We start from the raw sequence: 15,789 nt of genomic DNA on the forward strand, positions 1-15,789 counted from the left end.
CACCTCGGGCTCGGGGGCGGGTGCTGGCGCGGGGGCCGGCTCGGGCTGCTTGACAACCTCGGGTTCGGGCTCAAGCGGCCGCTCGCGGGCGCCGGACGGTGGCAGCACCGGCAGGTCGATGGCGATGGCGGCGGCGATGTCCTCGATGCGGTTGGCGCGGATGGCCAGGGTACGCAGGCCATGGTGGCGGCAGATGCGCATCAAGCCAGGCAGGTCGATTGCCCCTTCGCCGGCCGGCAGCTTGTCCAGCGCCAGCACCAGTGGCGTATTGCTGAAGAAGTTCGGTGCCTGGGCAACTTTGGCCGCCAGCTGGCGGTCGAGGGCTTCAAGGTCATTGCGCGCCAGTTCCAGCACTGTGATGGCGAGCATGCTGCCCTTGAGCTGGAACACGGAGGCGGTGTCGGGGGTGTGGTTTGGGCTCATGGTCTGCATAGACGGCTTGTTGCGAGAAAAGTGCCCTGATTTATAACGAGAACACCGGTTGCCCGCAACATACGCTGATCCGTTGTAGAATGCGCAGCCTTTGTCTTTCCGGAAGCTTCAATGGAACGCCCGCGTTTTCGTCCCTATTTCCTTCACCCAAAGTTCTGGGGCCTGTGGCTGGGCCTGGGCCTGCTGTGGCTGGTGGTCCAGTTGCCGTACCGGGCCCTGTTGAAAGCCGGTGCCGCGCTGGGGGCCGTGATGTATTGCTTTGCCGGCGAACGTCGGCGCATTGCCGCACGCAACCTTGAACTGTGCTTCCCGGAGCTGTCGGTCGACGAACGGCGGCGTTTGCTCAAGGCCAACTTTGCCTCCACCGGTATCGCCTTCTTCGAAATGGCCATGAGCTGGTGGTGGCCCAAGGCCAGGCTGGCGCGGCTTGCCCATATCGAGGGGCTGGAGCACTTGCAGGCCGCCCAGCAGGCGGGGCAGGGCGCCATCCTGATGGCCGTGCACTTTACCACCCTGGAAATCGGCGCCGCCCTGCTGGGCCAGCAGCACACCATTGACGGCATGTACCGCGAGCACGGCAATGCGCTGTTCGACTTCATCCAGCGCAGCGGCCGCGAGCGGCATAACCTCGATTCGCTGGCGGTGGAGCGCGAGGACGTGCGTGGCATGCTCAAGCTGCTGCGTTCGGGCCGGGCGATCTGGTACGCACCGGACCAGGACTACGGCGCCAAGCAGAGCATTTTCGTGCCGTTGTTCGGTATCCCGGCAGCGACGGTAACCGCCACTACCAAATTCGCCCGGCTGGGCAAGGCGCAGGTTATTCCGTTCACCCAGAAGCGCCTGGAGGATGGCAGCGGCTATCGTCTGGTCATCCACCCGCCGCTGGCGGACTTCCCCGGCGAAAGCGAAGAGGCCGATTGCCTGCGCATCAACCGGTGGATCGAGGGTGTGTTGCGCGAGTGCCCCGAGCAGTACCTTTGGGCACACCGCCGGTTCAAGTCGCGGCCCGAAGGGGCGCCGCGGCTGTATGACAAGAAAAAGCGCTGAACTGATTTTACCTGTGCCGGCCTCTTCGCGGGCCTGCCCGCTCCCACAGGTTACCTACAGGCCCAGGCATTGTGCGGACCTGTGGGAGCGGGCAAGCCCGCGAAGGGGCCGGGCCTGAAAACAGATGATCCAGGAAGGAAGCGATGGCACCACCCCCGGTAACCGGTCTTATCCTTTCTGGCGGCGGCGCCCGCGCCGCCTATCAGGTCGGCGTATTGGCCGGCATCGCCGAGCTGCTGCCCGCCGGCGCGCATAATCCGTTCCCGGTGATTGTCGGCACCTCTGCCGGCGCCATCAATGCCGTCACCCTGGCCAGCGGTGCCACCCACTTCAACGAAGCCGTGCAGCGGCTTACCGCCTTCTGGCAGAACTTTCGCAGCCACCTGGTCATCCGCAGTGACTGGCCCGGCGTCGTCCGCCAGGCCAGCCGTTTCGTCGGCCACAGCCTGCTTGGGCTGGGTGGCCAGGCGCCGGTGGCGTTGCTGGACAGCAGCCCGTTGCGCAGCCTGCTGGAGGCGCACCTGAACCTGGATGGCATCGGCCATTCGCTGGCTACCGAGCAGTTGCGCGCGGTGGCAGTCACCGCCTTTGGCTACGAGTCTGGCCAGGCGGTCACCTTCTACCAGGGGCGCGGCACTATCGAAGCCTGGCTGCGCCACCGCCGCATCGGCGTACCCACGCCACTGACTATCGACCACCTGCTGGCCAGCGCGGCCATCCCGCTGCTGTTTGCCCCGGTGCAGCTGGGCGACGAATTTTACGGCGACGGTGCGGTGCGCCAGTCGGCGCCGATCAGCCCGGCCTTGCACCTGGGTGCCAGCCGGGTGCTGGTGGTCGGGGTCAGCGGCAACCCGCAGCGGCCTGCGCCACCCTTGCCCACTCAACGCGTGTTCAGCGGGCAGCAGCCGAGCCTGGCGCAGATAGGTGGGCACATGCTCAACAGCACATTCATCGACAGCCTGGAAGACGACATCGAACTGCTGCAGCGGCTCAACCACCTGAGCCGGCTGCTGCCGGCGCATCTGGATGCACGGCGCCTGGGGTTGGCGCCAATCGAGGTGCTGGTGGTAGCGCCCAGCCAGCCGTTGGACGAGATCGCCGCCCGGCACCGGCGCGAGCTGCCGGCGGCGTTGCGCTTGTTCCTGCGTGGGCCGGGGGCGACGCGCACCAGCGGGGCGGGGGTGTTGAGCTATCTGCTGTTCGAGGCGAGCTACTGCAGCGAGCTGATCGAACTGGGGCGGCGGGATGCCCTGGCCAAGAAGCGGGAGCTGTGTCAGTTCCTCGGGATATGAGGTTGCCTATACCGGCCTCATCGCCGGCAAGCCAGCTCCCACAGGATCACCACAGGCCCGGGTATCGTGCGGACCTGTGGGAGCTGGCTTGCCGGCGATAGGGCCGGTACAGGTTTACTCGGCTATCTGCAACTTGCGCGCCTGGGTATACACATACCGCACCTTCTCGTACTCGAACGGCGAGTTGAGCTGGCCATAGCGGAAGTTGGTGGTATAGCGCTTGTCCACCACGCGCAGGGCGAAGATTTCCGGGTGGTCGGTGCTGGCTTCGGCCACGTTCAGGTAATTGACCGCCTGCTCGCCCGCATAGTCCACCACCAGCCCGGTGGTGTCGCGCAGGTTCGATGGCCCCAGCACCGGCAGCATCAGGTACGGCCCTTCCGGCACGCCATAGAAGCCCAGGGTCTGGCCAAAGTCCTCGCTCTGGCGCGGCAGGCCCATGCTGGTCGCCGGGTCCCATAGCCCACCCACGCCGATGATGGTGTTGAACATCAACCGCGCGGTGATCTCTGCCGAGCGCTTGGCCTTGAGCTGCAACACGCTGTTGAACAGGTTCGGCACATCACCGATGTTGTTGAAGAAGTTGCTCACCCCGGTGCGCACGAAGCGCGGGGTGACGTACTGGTAACCACTCACCAGCGGCAGCAGCACCCATTGGTCCAGCCGATAGTTGAAGTGATAGACGCGCCGGTTGATCGACTCCAGCGGGTCGTACACGTTCAGCGCTTCCAGGGTAGAACGCTCGAACTCGCGCTGGTCCAGCCCGGGGTTGAATTTCAGCTCGCGCAACGGGTCGATGAAGCCATCGGCCTCAGGCACCAGCGGTGCGGTGCCGACCACTTGTGGGTCGGCCTCGACCACGCTGGCCCGGGGGGCGGTTTCGGCAGCGAAGGTGTGGCCGGCGGCAAGCAGGGCAGTGGCGAAGAGGAGTTTGTTAACCACGGAAGAACTCCAGCATGGCGTCACTGTTGACGCGGTAGTTGAGGTTGCCGCAATGGCCGCCATGGGGGTAAAGGGTCAACCGGTCACCAAACACCTTGCGCAAGAAGCCGATGTCGCCGGGGCCGAGGATGAGGTCGTCGGCGTTGTGCATCACGGCAATCTTGTCGCTGCTGCGCAGGTAGTCTTCCAGGGCGTACAGGCTGACCTGGTTCACCAGTTGCAGGATGCTGTTGCCGTCGGTGCGGGCGCGCCACATCGGGATCACCTGCTCGGTCATGTAGCAGTCGAAATCACACTGCAGGGCACGCTTGAAGAACGGCGTGAGGCTGCTGCTCTCGGTGATCGGAAACTTCGGCGGAATGATCAGGCCGCGGCGGTTGATCAGGTCGGAAGTGAAGGCAATGTCGGCCGCCGAGAAGCGGAACGAGGTGCCGATCAGCATGGCCATCTGTTCGTTGGACAGGTGCTGGCGCGACTGCTGGAAGTCGTACAGCAGGGCGTCGTTGAGGTCGATGTAGCCCTTGTCCTGGAAGTAGCGGGTCAGCTTGGTCAGCATCAGCTCGTAGAACGTAGTGCTGCGGTCGATGCCCTTGACCTGGGTTTGCACCAGTTTGTCCAGGTTGTTGATCGAGGTGTACAGGTTGACCGGCGGGTTCAGCAGCAGCACGCGCTTGAAGTTGAAGCTGCGGCGGGTTTCGTCCAGGTGGCTGACGAAAGCGGCATCCAGCGCGCCCAGGCTGTAGCCGGTGAGGTAGAACTCGCTGATCGGCAGGCGCGGGTGTTGCGCACGCACGGCCTGCATCACCCTGTACATGTCCTCGGCGTCTTCCTGGCTGACGCCGGGGGTGGCGAAGCGCGAGGCGGCGCTCATGAAGTCGTAGCTGGTGGGCGACGACAGTTGCACCACGTGGAAGCCGGCTTGGTAGAACAGCTTCTTCAGGTATTCGTTGATGCTGCTGGTGTACGGTGCGCCAGTGCCGGCAATGATGAAGATCAGCGGCGCTTCGCGGTCCTGGCGGGCCAGGCGGTACTTGAGCTTTTTTACCGCCCAGAAATTGTCGGGCAGGGTGAACTCACGCTCCGGGCGCAGGTTCAGGCTGTAGTCCGACTGGTCGATCTCATCGTCGCTGGGCAGCGTCGGGCGCTGGTCCGGCGGCGTGGTGGCGATGGTCGCCTCGAACGGGTTGGTCAAGGGGTAGCCGTAGCTGGCAGCGTCGATATCCCGCGCTGAAGCGGCCACCGCCATGAGCAGGCTACCGAGCAGGGCAGCGAGGCGCAAAGATCGAAGCATGTAATCCCCCAAAAGAACGCAAGGTCGAGCAGTGTGCAGGCTAGGACCACATCCAACCGGGCAAAGTTGCCAGTTGCGGTGGCCTTTGGTGTGCTTGTTATCTGCAACATAGCTGCAGGGCTGTGATTTTGCCTTACAACCGGGCATAAGCGATCATGGATGCTTTCGATTACCGCTATTGGAGAACAGGATGTCTCGTTCGCTGCCGGCTGCGCTGCTTGTGCTGTTTCTGGGGCTGTGGCTCGCTGCCAGTTATGGCGTGCGCTATGGGCTGATGGAGGATGGCCAGTGGGTTGGGCTGTGCACGGCGCCTGCGGCGTACTGGCAGTGTGAGGTGCGCTCACTGCTGGGGTTGGGCATTCACCACCAGGTGATGGCCTGGTCCGGGCTGGGCCTGGCGCTGCTGGCGCAGGTGGTTGCCGGCCGTGCGGGCTGGTGGCTGGCAGTGCTGGCGTTGGTGTTCGCGGTGCCGGCGCTGGTGCTGTATACCGCCAGCATTGCAGTGTTTGCACTGGTGCTGGCGGGGCTGCGACTGGTCAGGTAACCGGAGTAAGGCTGACAGGGGCCGCTTTGCGGCCCATCGCAGGCAAGCCAGCTCCCACAGGAGATATGCAGCCCATGAATCCGGCGCGGTCCCTGTGGGAGCTGGCTTGCCTGCGATGGAGCGCGAAGCGGTCCCAAGGATATCAGGCCGGACGCAGCCGCAAGCTGCGCCACAAAGCCGCCGTCATTAGCACACTCACCAAAGCCCAACCCCAGGCCTGCTGGTTCTCCAGCCCTTCCACGAACAACTGCGGCCCCACCCCGGCCCCGACAATGAACGCCAGCAGCGCCACCTCCGCCCGTCGCGCCCGCACCGGCCACAGCACATACACCAGCGCCGGCAAGGCCAGCGCGGCGCTGGGGAAGCTGCGGTAGCGTGGGTCGAACACCATCGCCAGCATGCTCACCGCCGCGGCAAAGCCGGCTGCCAGCAACAGCCAGCCGGCCCGCGCCTGCAACCAGGCAAACAAACGCTCGCGCCAGCCCGCCCGCTGCGCCAAAGCCAGCAGCGCATGGGCCAGCACCAGCAGGTTCAGCCCGGCCAGCGCAACTGCCCACAGCCACTCGCCGGCAAAGCGTGCATGGGTGCGCATCAACTCGCCCCACAACCCCAGGCAGCCTGCGCCAAACGCGGCCAGCAATGGCAACAGCAAGGCCGCCATGGGTGTAGCAGGGCGCCCGGCCAGCAACAGCATGGCCGCCATCAGCAGTGCACTGGCCAGCAGCCATTGCGGCCAGTCATGCAGGTTGCTCACCGGCCCTTCCAGCACGCCCTTGTCCTGCCGGTCGGCATCGTAAAGCCCCCAGTAACCGCCTACCGCCCCTTCATTGGCGCGCTTCCAAGGCTGGTCGAATGCTTCGATCAGGTTGTAGTGCCAGCCGTTGCTTTCGGCCATGGCCACGAAGCCGCGAATGAAGCGTGCCTCGTTGACCCGGCTGGGTATTGCAGTCTCGCGCTGGCGGCCTTCGCTGGGCCAGCCGGTTTCGCCAATCAGGATGTCCTTGGGCGCAAAGCGCGTGCCGAATACCCGGCGCACATCGGCCACGTGGGCCAGTGCATCGTCGATACCGCGCGGGTCATCTTCCCAGTAAGGCAGCAGGTGGATGGTCAAGAAGTCCACCTCGGGTGCTACCTGCGGGTGCTGCAGCCAGAACTCCCACACATCCGCGTAGGTCACCGGCACCTTCACCTGGCTTTTCACCCGCGCGATCAGCTTGGCCAGGTGCGCGCCGGTGACTTCCTTGCGCAGCAACGTCTCGTTGCCCACGATCACCGCGCTGACCACATCGGGGTTGGCGTTGGCGGTGGCGATCAGCAGGTCGATTTCCTTGTCGGTGTCGGCCGCGTGAGCGTTGACCCAGGCGCCCAGCATCACTTTCAGCCCATGCTTGCGCGCCAGCGCCGGGATTGCCTCAAGGCCGGTCACGGAATAGGTGCGGATGCACTGGAAACGCTCAGCCAGCAAGGCAAGGTCGGCGTCCATGCGCGCCGGGCGCAGACGAAACGGCTGGTCGTAGGGCGACTGGTCCTTGTCGAACGGCGTGTAGGACGCGCATTGCAGCTTGTGCGTCGGGCTGGCCGCATCGGGCAGGTGCACCGGCTTGCCAAGCCCGTACCAGAGCCCGGCGAGCCCCAGCAGGGCCAACAGGCAGGCAAGCAGGTACAGCGGCAGCAACAGGCGGGCGGAACTGGGCATCGGGCGGTCCATCGTCAGGCGCAAAAGGGTAGATAGTAGCCCGGCGCCAAAGGTTTGGCATGCAAGGATCGCGCAGGCCGGTGTAGGCCGATGACGCTAATGGCACAGTGCTGTCGCATATGGGGCAGGTGCAGGTCGCAGCTGGATCAGGTCGACCTGTGTTGCAGGAAGATGATGCAATCTCCAAGACCTGACGAGGGGATGCTTTGATGGCAACTTTGAAAAAAATGCGACGTTTACTGGGTGTGGGCACCGCCCTGGTAATGGCCATGAGCGCTGCACAGGCAATGGCCAAAGAAGTGAGCATAGGTTACGTGGATGGTTGGGCCGACAGTGTGGCGACCACCAACGTGGCCGCCGAAGTGATCAAGCAAAAGCTCGGCTACGACGTGAAGTTGCAGGCCGTGGCCACGGGGATCATGTGGCAGGGTGTGGCAACCGGCAAGCTCGATGCCATGTTGTCGGCCTGGTTGCCGGTGACGCATGGTGAGTACTGGGCCAAGAACAAGGACAACGTGGTCGACTACGGCGCCAACTTCAAGGACGCCAAGATCGGCCTGATCGTGCCCGAGTACGTGAAGGCGGCGAGCATCGCCGACCTCAAGACCGATAGTAGCTTCAAGCAGAAGATTGTCGGCATCGACGCGGGCTCCGGCGTGATGCTCAAGACCGACCAGGCGATCAAGGACTACGACCTGACCGGTTACAAGCTGCAGGCCAGCTCGGGCGCGGCGATGACGGCGGAACTGGGCCGTGCCTATGCCAAGCAACAGTCGATTGCAGTGACCGGCTGGGTACCGCACTGGATGTTCGCCAAGTGGAAGCTGAGGTTCCTCGAAGACCCGAAAGGCGTGTATGGCGCGGCGGAAACCGTGAACAGTATCGGCAGCAAGGAACTGGCCACCAAGGCACCGGAAGTCGCGGAGTTCCTGAAGAAGTTCAGCTGGCAGTCCAAGGACGAGATTGGCGAGGTGATGCTGGCGATCCAGGAAGGGGCCAAGCCGGAAGCTGCGGCCAAGGATTGGGTAGCCAAGCACCCTGATCGCGTGGCGGAGTGGACTGGTAAGTAACCACTTTCAAGGGCCGGTTTTGGTTCTTCGCGGGCATGCCCGCTCCCACAGGTATATCACTGCCTTCAGGCCTTGTGATGCCCCTGTGGGAGCGGGTTTACCCGCGAAAGGGCCATCACTTTGTTACGCAATCGGTAAAACACCGTTGCATCTAAGACTAAGGTCGTCTGGTTGCCGTCCAACAGCCGCATAAAGTAAGGGTGTGGGTTTCATCCCCTACCTGTGCTGCTAGGACAAAAACAATGAACGACAGCATTTACCTCTCGATACAAAACAGCCCCCGTTTCAAGGAGCTGGTCACCAAACGCGAACGGTTCGCCTGGATTCTCTCGGCGATCATGCTCGGCCTGTACTGCGCCTTCATCCTCCTGATCGCCTACGGTCCTCATCTGCTGGGTGCCAAGCTCAGCCCTGAGTCGTCGATTACCTGGGGCATTCCCTTGGGCGTCGGCCTGATCATTTCGGCATTCGTCCTGACCGCCATCTACGTACGCCGCGCCAACGGCGAATTCGATGAGCTGAACAAGGCCATCCTCAAGGAGGCGCAACAATGATTCGCCACGCCAAAACCCTGGCTGTATTGGCCTGCGGAGCCTTCGCACCCGCCGTGTGGGCAGCCGATGCCCTGACCGGCGAGGTGCAGAAACAGCCGCTGAACGTTGCCGCGATCGCCATGTTCGTGGCCTTTGTCGCCTTCACCCTCGGCATCACCTACTGGGCCTCCAAACGCAACAAGTCGGCGGCGGACTACTACGCGGCCGGCGGCAAGATCACCGGCTTCCAGAACGGCCTGGCGATTGCCGGCGACTATATGTCGGCTGCCTCGTTCCTGGGTATTTCCGCACTGGTGTTCACCTCTGGCTACGACGGCCTGATCTACTCGATCGGCTTTTTGGTCGGCTGGCCGATCATCCTCTTCCTGATTGCCGAACGCCTGCGCAACCTGGGCAAGTACACCTTCGCCGACGTGGCCTCGTACCGCCTCGGGCAGAAGGAAATCCGTACCTTGTCCGCCTCCGGTTCGCTGGTAGTGGTGGCCTTCTACCTGATCGCGCAGATGGTCGGTGCCGGTAAACTGATCGAGCTGCTGTTCGGCCTGGACTACCACGTCGCGGTGATCCTGGTGGGTATCCTGATGTGCCTGTACGTGCTGTTCGGCGGCATGCTGGCCACCACCTGGGTACAGATCATCAAGGCCGTGCTGCTGCTGTCCGGTGCCAGCTTCATGGCGCTGATGGTGATGAAGCACGTAGGCTTCGACTTCAACACCCTGTTCTCGGAAGCGATCAAGGTGCACAGCAAGGGTGAGGCGATCATGAGCCCGGGCGGCCTGGTCAAGGACCCGATCTCGGCCTTCTCGCTGGGCCTGGCGCTGATGTTCGGTACCGCCGGCCTGCCGCACATCCTGATGCGCTTCTTCACCGTCAGTGACGCCAAGGAAGCGCGCAAGAGCGTGCTGTACGCCACCGGCTTCATCGGCTACTTCTACATCCTCACCTTCATCATCGGCTTCGGCGCGATCCTGCTGGTCAGCACCAACCCGGACTTCAAGGACGCCGCCGGCGCCCTGCTGGGTGGTAACAACATGGCGGCGGTGCACCTGGCCGATGCCGTGGGTGGCAGCATCTTCCTCGGCTTTATCTCGGCAGTGGCCTTCGCCACCATCCTGGCAGTGGTTGCCGGCCTGACCCTGGCCGGTGCCTCGGCGGTGTCCCACGACCTGTACGCCAGCGTATGGCGCAAGGGCAAGGCTAACGACAAGGACGAGATCCGCGTGTCGAAGATCACCACCATCGCCCTGGGCGTGCTGGCGATCGGCCTGGGTATCCTGTTCGAGAAGCAGAACATCGCCTTCATGGTCGGCCTGGCGTTCTCCATCGCCGCCAGCTGCAACTTCCCGGTACTGCTGCTTTCGATGTACTGGAAGAAACTGACCACCCGCGGCGCCATGATCGGCGGCTGGCTGGGCCTGGTGAGTGCAGTGGGCCTGATGATCCTTGGCCCGACCATCTGGGTGCAGATCCTCGGCCACGAGAAGCCGATCTACCCGTACGAGTACCCGGCGCTGTTCTCGATGGCCATTGCCTTCGTCAGCATCTGGTTCTTCTCGGTCACCGACAAGTCCAAGGCTGCCGACGACGAACGTGCGTTGTTCTACCCGCAGTTCGTGCGTTCGCAGACTGGCCTGGGTGCCAGCGGGGCGGTTTCCCACTAACGCTTGAACGCTGATACACAACGCCCCGCCAGCCGGGGCGTTGTCGTTTCTGGATAATCGCCTTTCAAACCGCTGGGAAATTTCCGAGGCCCGTTCGGAACGGTCCTAGTCAATGAAGAAGCGTAAGTCTGAATAATCTCCTTGCTCGCCGGAAAAAACCGGTAGCCATCACTACCAAGGAGATATTGCCTTTGAAACGCTCGTTACTTGCCTTGCCCCTGGCCCTGTTGTTCACCGGTTCCGCCTTTGCGGTCGACCCGATCGAGAAGCAGGTGCAAATCGTCGCGCAGGTGCCGACCGATGCCTTCTACGTTGAGCCAGTAGGCGGCAACTGGATGAATGACCCGCAAGAAATGGCCTGGAATTCCTTTCAGCAAAGACTCGACCCGATCCGCAAGGAACTGCAAGTCAAAAGCACCATCGGCCCGATCAGTGCCTACCTGGTTTCTCCTGCAGTGATCGCCAGTGGCTCCAACAACATTGCCCTGGACGTCAAAGTCGGCGACACCGTGCTGCAAACCACCCCTGCCGAAGTGGTCAGCGAAGCCCAGGCCGCAGCAGGCGCGGTCATCGGTTTCCACGTCGCGGCCCAGCCGGCGCCAACCACCGGTTACGAGCCAGGCAACTACCAGGGCCTGGTCAGCATGATTTTCGAAACCGCCGCGCCTTAAACCTTCGTTCACCACAGTGCCTGCCCTGGCCCTCGCCGACCGCGAGGGGCGGGCGGGTCATGCCTGCAAGCGATACCCATGTCCCGACATTCCTCCACCGCCGTGTTGCGCCGCTGGTTGCCGCTGGCGGCCTGCATGGCCCTGTGGGCCGGCACGAGCCACGGCGCGACCAGCGCCCTGGGGCCGGTCAAAGGCCTGCCGCGAGAGTTTGAGGCGCATTTTTACGACGTGCCGCTGGCCGTGCGGGTAGACCTGGACGGCCGCTACCTGGGTGACGCCATGGTGGTGCTCAGCCGCGACCAGCAGGTACAGCTGCTGGACTTCACCGAAACTTTCGACAGCCGCGAGCCCGAAAGCCTGCGCCGACGCTGGCGCGAACGGCTGGCCAATGGCCGCGCCCTGGGCGACTGCCAGGCAGACTGCCCGGAAGGCTTGCGGGCCATTCACTACAGCCTGGCCAACTCCCAGCTGTCGCTGCTCACCGACCGCGCCGAAGCCGTCGCCACTGCCGAGCGCTTTCATCGCCTGCCGGAGCAGGGTAGCCATGGCCTGTTGCTGCGCAACCAGCTCAACCTGGTGAACGATGGCGTGGCCACCAGTGGCCGCTATGCCTTGCAGGGGCAGGGCAGTGTCGGCCAGTGGACAGCACTGGCCGACGGCCAGCTCGACCGTGGCAGCGACAGCCAGGCGAGCACCCGCTACCGGGTCGACCAACTGTATGGTGAGCGTCTGGTCGATGAGCATTTCTATCGCCTGGGTTACTTCACCCCCAGCGCTCAGGGCCTTGCCCGCCAGCCCCGGCTGATGGGCGCGAGCCCCGACACCACCCTGGGCGTGATGTTTGGCAGCAGCGATAGCCTGCGCATCGACAGCGCCGCGCCCAGTGCCACGCCCATTCACGTCACCCCCAACCGCCCGGCCGTGGCAGAGATCTACCGCAATGGCGTGCTGATCAACAGCCAGCCGGTACAACCCGGGCTGCAGACCCTCGACACCACGGTGCTGCCCGGCGGCATCTACGAGGTTGAGGTGCGCCTGGTCGAGGACGGCCAGGTGAGTTCGCGCAGCCAGGCATTTGTCTACAAGCCCGGCAACTGGCGCAGCACCGACGCGCCCTGGCGTTACAACCTGTATGTCGGGCGCCAGAGCAGCCAACTGAGCAACTGGCAGGACGACCAGGACGACAGCCTGGCGGCGGGCGTGCTGGCCAATTACCTGCTGCACCCCAGGGCAATCGCCGGCGTGTCTGCCCAGCGCATCGACGATGCCATGCAATACGGTACCTCGCTGGATTGGGATATGCGCGACCGCGTCAAGCTGTACGGCAACCTGTTCCACGCCCAGGACCATGGCAACGGCTATGACCTTCAGCTGATTCATGCCTATGAGCGTGGGTCGCTGGTCGCCAGCCATAGCCGCAGCTGGCTGACCCGCACCTACCCAGACCGTCGTGACGACGCGTCGACACGGCCTTTCCAGGCGCGCCAGACGCAATCTGCGTTGTCGCTCAGCCATCGCCTCGACCCCCGCAACACCGCCAGCGTGCGCCTGTCCCACAGCAGCGGCAGCGACGCAGGCACCGGGGTGGACCTGGGCTGGGCCTACTACGGGCGCCTGCTCGGTTCCGATGCCAACTGGCGGTTGTCGCTGTTCGACCGGCCGGGCAACAGTGGTACCGGCGATGCGCGCAGCCGCGGGGTCAACCTGAGCCTGAGCATGAGCCTGGGGGGGGGCGGCCGGCGTTTGTCCGCGAGTATCGGCAGCCGTACCTCGCGTGACGGCGGGCGTGACCTCAATACGTCGCTGGGCTATCAGCAGGACGTCGAGCTTGGGCCGTTGCGCAGTGTCGGCGCCACCCTCAGTGCCGACCGTTATGGTGCGGGGCTGGGCGCCGACACCCAGTTCGAGAACCAGGTCATGCACGGTGACGCCTACCTGCTGCGTTCTTCCTACAACGGTGAGTTCACGGGCGGGCTGAACCTGGAGAGCCTGGTGGCGGTGGGCGCCGGCAAGGCGGCCGTAAGCGGCCAGTACATGGCGCACCAGGCGGCGCTGATCGTCGATGTGGATACCGACATCGAAGACCTCAAGCTGCGCGCCGACGATGCGCTGGGTGTCGACCTGCACCCCGGGCGCAACATCATTCCGGTCACGGCCTACAAGGCCGGCCACGTGCAGTTCGATTTCGAGGGGCACGCGGCCACCGCCGCCGTGATCCAGCCGTCGAGCCTGGACTACCACCTGAACCGCGGCGGTATCGATTACCGCCAGGTCAGCGTACTGCGCACAGTCACCGTGCTGGGCCGCCTGCTCGATGGCCAGGGCCAGCCGCTGCGCGGTGCCCAGGTCATCAACCATGCCAGCCGCAGCGTCAGCGAAGCCGATGGCTTCTTCGCGGTGGAAATGAGCGAAGCGACACCGACCCTGGAAATTCGCCAGCGTGGCCAGCCGCTGTGCCTGTTGCGCCTGGACCTGGACGGCCTTACGCGTGAAGGCGATGTACTGCTGGCCGGCGATCAACAATGCCTGCCCGAAATTGCCGCGCGCTTGTAGTGATTTTCAGAAATTTCCTACTGCTTAAAACGTGGCCGAATGGTTGCGCACAGCAATACCCTTAACCCCGTCATTCAGGGAGCTTTGCCGCATGAACATGCCCTCTCTTCTGGCCCTCGCCTTGTTGGCCCTGCCACTGGCCGCAGTCGCCGCCCCCGAGCTCAACGTTGGCGGCTTGTATGATTACCTCGACGGCGACAAGAGCACGCTGCTCAAGCGCGTGCGCAACAGCGGCGACACTACGGCCTTCGTCAAGGTCAGCGTCGCTGAACTGATCTATGACGAGGCCGGTGTGGCCCATGAAGTCGATACCGACGGCCTGGCGCTGGAGCAGCGTGGCCTGGTCGCCAGCCCGGCGCGTTTGATCGTGCCGGCCCAAGGCATGCAGGCTGTGCGCCTGTTGTACCGCGGCGACCGGGACAAGGAGCGCTACTTCCGCCTGCGCTTCATGCCGGTGCTGCCTGAACTGGGCGATGGTTTTGCCGTGGACGAGCAGGAGGCGGCGCAGTACCGCGACAGCCTTACGGCGGGGGTAAACCTGCTGGCAGGCTATGGCTCGCTGCTGTTCGTAAGGCCGGCGCAGGCGCAATACCAGACGCCCATACAGCGCGAGGGCGGGCAGCTGACGGTGGCCAACCAGGGCAACACCACCGTGGTGCTCGACCACTTCCGCCAGTGTCGTGCGCCCGGCGAAGAATGTGAGCCGGCCACCAAGCACCACCTGCTGCCAGGTCGCAGCCGGCAGTTTGCCGGGGACGCCAGCCGCGTGCACCAGTTCGAACTGCATGAGGGCGAGCAACGTAGCGCCAAGGTGATGCGATGAGGGGGGGGCTGGCCCGGCAGTTGCGCGGCTTTCTGGGCGCTGCGCTGTTGCTGGCTGCGCCCATGGTCAGCGCGCTCGATGTAACAATTTCGGCCGAGTACCGGGGGGGCGGTAGCGGGCGTTTCGACAACACCACGCCCCCAGGCGGGCTGTGCAACGGCTGGGTTGTAACCTGCAGAAACCGCACTACCGTGACCTTGCCGATTACCTACGACAAGAAAACCACCAAGGGCGCTGCCGATCCGCGCGATGAGTTCTACCTCAGCCTGCCGGCCAGGCGCGAGGTCGATGTCTACCACGATGCCACCGGCGAGTCGCGACGGCTTACCTTCGAGTGGACGGCCATCAGCCAAAGGGTGCAGGCCCCCGGCGGCGGCGACTACCACCCGATCTATCAGATGGACCTTTATGGCGGCTGCAGCCGCATAGGCGCTGTGTTGCAATACAGGCCGGCAATAGTTACTTATCTGTGGGATGTTACCCAGCCCGCTGCGCCATCGCCATGCTGGGCCAACAGGTCGAATGCGGCGAACGGGCGGGTAGTGGTCGTATCGGTGATCGATACCAGCGTCGCCTACGCCATCGACATCACCCCGCCGTTTCGCATGCCCAGTGGCACGTGGCGAGGCAGCGTCACCTACAGCATCGGCCCTGGCGGTGATTTCGACTTCGGCAACGATGTCACTGCGCTCAGTGGCAACAGCCTTACGGTGAACTTCGTCCTCGATGTGCAGCACGCCTTCATCTTCGAATTCCCCCCAGGTTCAGACCGGGCGGTACTTGAGCCCCCCGGGGGCTGGCAGGCCTGGCTGGCCGGCGGCAAGCCTCCGCAGCGGCTCGCCCGCGACCTGCCGTTCAGGGTCTGGTCGACGGGGCCGTTCAAGGTCTACAAGCTCTGTGAGCACTATGTCGACACCCGCTGCGCGATACGCAACCAGCAGAGCGATCAGGTACCCGTCGAGGTTGCCATGAGCCTGCCGTCGGGTATCGAGCACCAGGGGGCGCCCGTACAGCGGCTGGCGTTGCCCAGTGGGCGGCTGGCGGCGCTGCAGTTCGACGCGGCCATGGCCACCTTGAACCGCCCAGGCCAGTTGCATTTCCAGGTGGCCCGGAATGACGTGCAGAGCATGCTCCGATACCCCGGCAGCACCTATACCGGCCTGGTCACGGTGGTGTTCGATGCCGAGTTGTAGCCAGCAACCACAACAAGCGA

The 15,789-nt window shown here is 64.1% G+C and carries 13 protein-coding genes and 1 pseudogene; 10 read left to right on the top strand and 4 right to left on the bottom strand.

The annotated features are described in order from the left end of the window. Window positions 1-432: pseudogene (minC, locus tag AK81_RS25705) on the bottom strand (septum site-determining protein MinC); the annotation flags it as partial. A gap of 111 nt (window positions 433-543) precedes the next feature. On the opposite strand from minC, the gene AK81_RS25710 reads away from it, so the two are divergent. Both AK81_RS25710 and AK81_RS25715 read left to right on the top strand, forming a co-directional pair. Next, entirely contained in the window at window positions 544-1,479 is a 936-nt protein-coding gene (locus AK81_RS25710) for a lipid A biosynthesis lauroyl acyltransferase (RefSeq protein ID WP_043203805.1), read from the top strand. A gap of 143 nt (window positions 1,480-1,622) precedes the next feature. Continuing rightward, window positions 1,623-2,771, top strand: a complete 1,149-nt coding sequence (locus tag AK81_RS25715; protein ID WP_043203807.1) for a patatin-like phospholipase family protein — start codon at window positions 1,623-1,625, stop codon at window positions 2,769-2,771. 114 nt (window positions 2,772-2,885) lie between these two features. On the opposite strand, the gene AK81_RS25720 is transcribed toward AK81_RS25715, so the two are convergent. Then, window positions 2,886-3,632 carry an MlaA family lipoprotein gene (locus AK81_RS25720; protein WP_049274372.1) on the bottom strand — a complete coding sequence of 249 codons (747 nt, stop codon included), beginning with the start codon at window positions 3,630-3,632 and terminating at the stop codon, window positions 2,886-2,888. Window positions 3,633-3,705: 73 nt separating this feature from the next. After that, window positions 3,706-5,004, bottom strand: a complete 1,299-nt coding sequence (locus AK81_RS25725) for a serine/threonine protein kinase (protein WP_043203812.1) — start codon at window positions 5,002-5,004, stop codon at window positions 3,706-3,708. A 190-nt stretch (window positions 5,005-5,194) separates the two neighbouring features. Between AK81_RS25725 and AK81_RS25730 the strand changes: the two genes are divergently transcribed. Next, window positions 5,195-5,548 carry a hypothetical protein gene (locus AK81_RS25730; protein ID WP_043203814.1) on the top strand — a complete coding sequence of 118 codons (354 nt, stop codon included), beginning with the start codon at window positions 5,195-5,197 and terminating at the stop codon, window positions 5,546-5,548. 142 nt (window positions 5,549-5,690) lie between these two features. Here AK81_RS25730 and AK81_RS25735 read toward each other — a convergent pair whose 3' ends face one another. After that, window positions 5,691-7,256 (bottom strand): beta-1,6-glucan synthase, encoded by a 1,566-nt coding sequence (locus AK81_RS25735; protein ID WP_043203816.1) that lies wholly within the window; start codon window positions 7,254-7,256, stop codon window positions 5,691-5,693. 197 nt (window positions 7,257-7,453) lie between these two features. Here AK81_RS25735 and AK81_RS25740 point away from each other — a divergent pair, with 197 nt between their 5' ends. The 7 genes from AK81_RS25740 to AK81_RS25770 all read left to right on the top strand — a co-directional run bounded on the left by AK81_RS25740 (window position 7,454) and on the right by AK81_RS25770 (window position 15,769). Further along, complete coding sequence (locus AK81_RS25740) at window positions 7,454-8,314, top strand: glycine betaine ABC transporter substrate-binding protein (protein ID WP_043203818.1); 861 nt, start codon at window positions 7,454-7,456, stop codon at window positions 8,312-8,314. Window positions 8,315-8,556: 242 nt separating this feature from the next. Continuing rightward, the gene (locus AK81_RS25745) at window positions 8,557-8,868 is read left to right on the top strand and encodes a DUF485 domain-containing protein (RefSeq protein WP_039604303.1); all 312 of its coding nucleotides are present in this window, start codon (window positions 8,557-8,559) and stop codon (window positions 8,866-8,868) included. Beyond that, the gene (locus tag AK81_RS25750) at window positions 8,865-10,529 is read left to right on the top strand and encodes a cation acetate symporter (RefSeq protein ID WP_043203824.1); all 1,665 of its coding nucleotides are present in this window, start codon (window positions 8,865-8,867) and stop codon (window positions 10,527-10,529) included. Before AK81_RS25745 ends, AK81_RS25750 begins: the two co-directional genes overlap by 4 nt. 191 nt (window positions 10,530-10,720) lie before the next feature. Then, entirely contained in the window at window positions 10,721-11,200 is a 480-nt protein-coding gene (locus AK81_RS25755) for a CS1 type fimbrial major subunit (protein ID WP_043203826.1), read from the top strand. Window positions 11,201-11,278: 78 nt separating this feature from the next. Continuing rightward, window positions 11,279-13,753 carry a CS1-pili formation C-terminal domain-containing protein gene (locus tag AK81_RS25760; RefSeq protein ID WP_043203828.1) on the top strand — a complete coding sequence of 825 codons (2,475 nt, stop codon included), beginning with the start codon at window positions 11,279-11,281 and terminating at the stop codon, window positions 13,751-13,753. A 91-nt stretch (window positions 13,754-13,844) separates the two neighbouring features. Next, window positions 13,845-14,576, top strand: a complete 732-nt coding sequence (locus tag AK81_RS25765; protein WP_043203830.1) for a pilus assembly protein — start codon at window positions 13,845-13,847, stop codon at window positions 14,574-14,576. After that, window positions 14,573-15,769: a hypothetical protein gene (locus AK81_RS25770; protein ID WP_043203832.1), complete on the top strand. Its 1,197-nt coding sequence runs from the start codon at window positions 14,573-14,575 to the stop codon at window positions 15,767-15,769. The genes AK81_RS25765 and AK81_RS25770 overlap by 4 nt, the downstream gene beginning before the upstream one ends. Window positions 15,770-15,789 lie beyond the last annotated feature (20 nt).

Source organism: Pseudomonas putida W15Oct28, from assembly GCF_000708715.2.
Lineage (GTDB): Bacteria > Pseudomonadota > Gammaproteobacteria > Pseudomonadales > Pseudomonadaceae > Aquipseudomonas > Aquipseudomonas putida_R.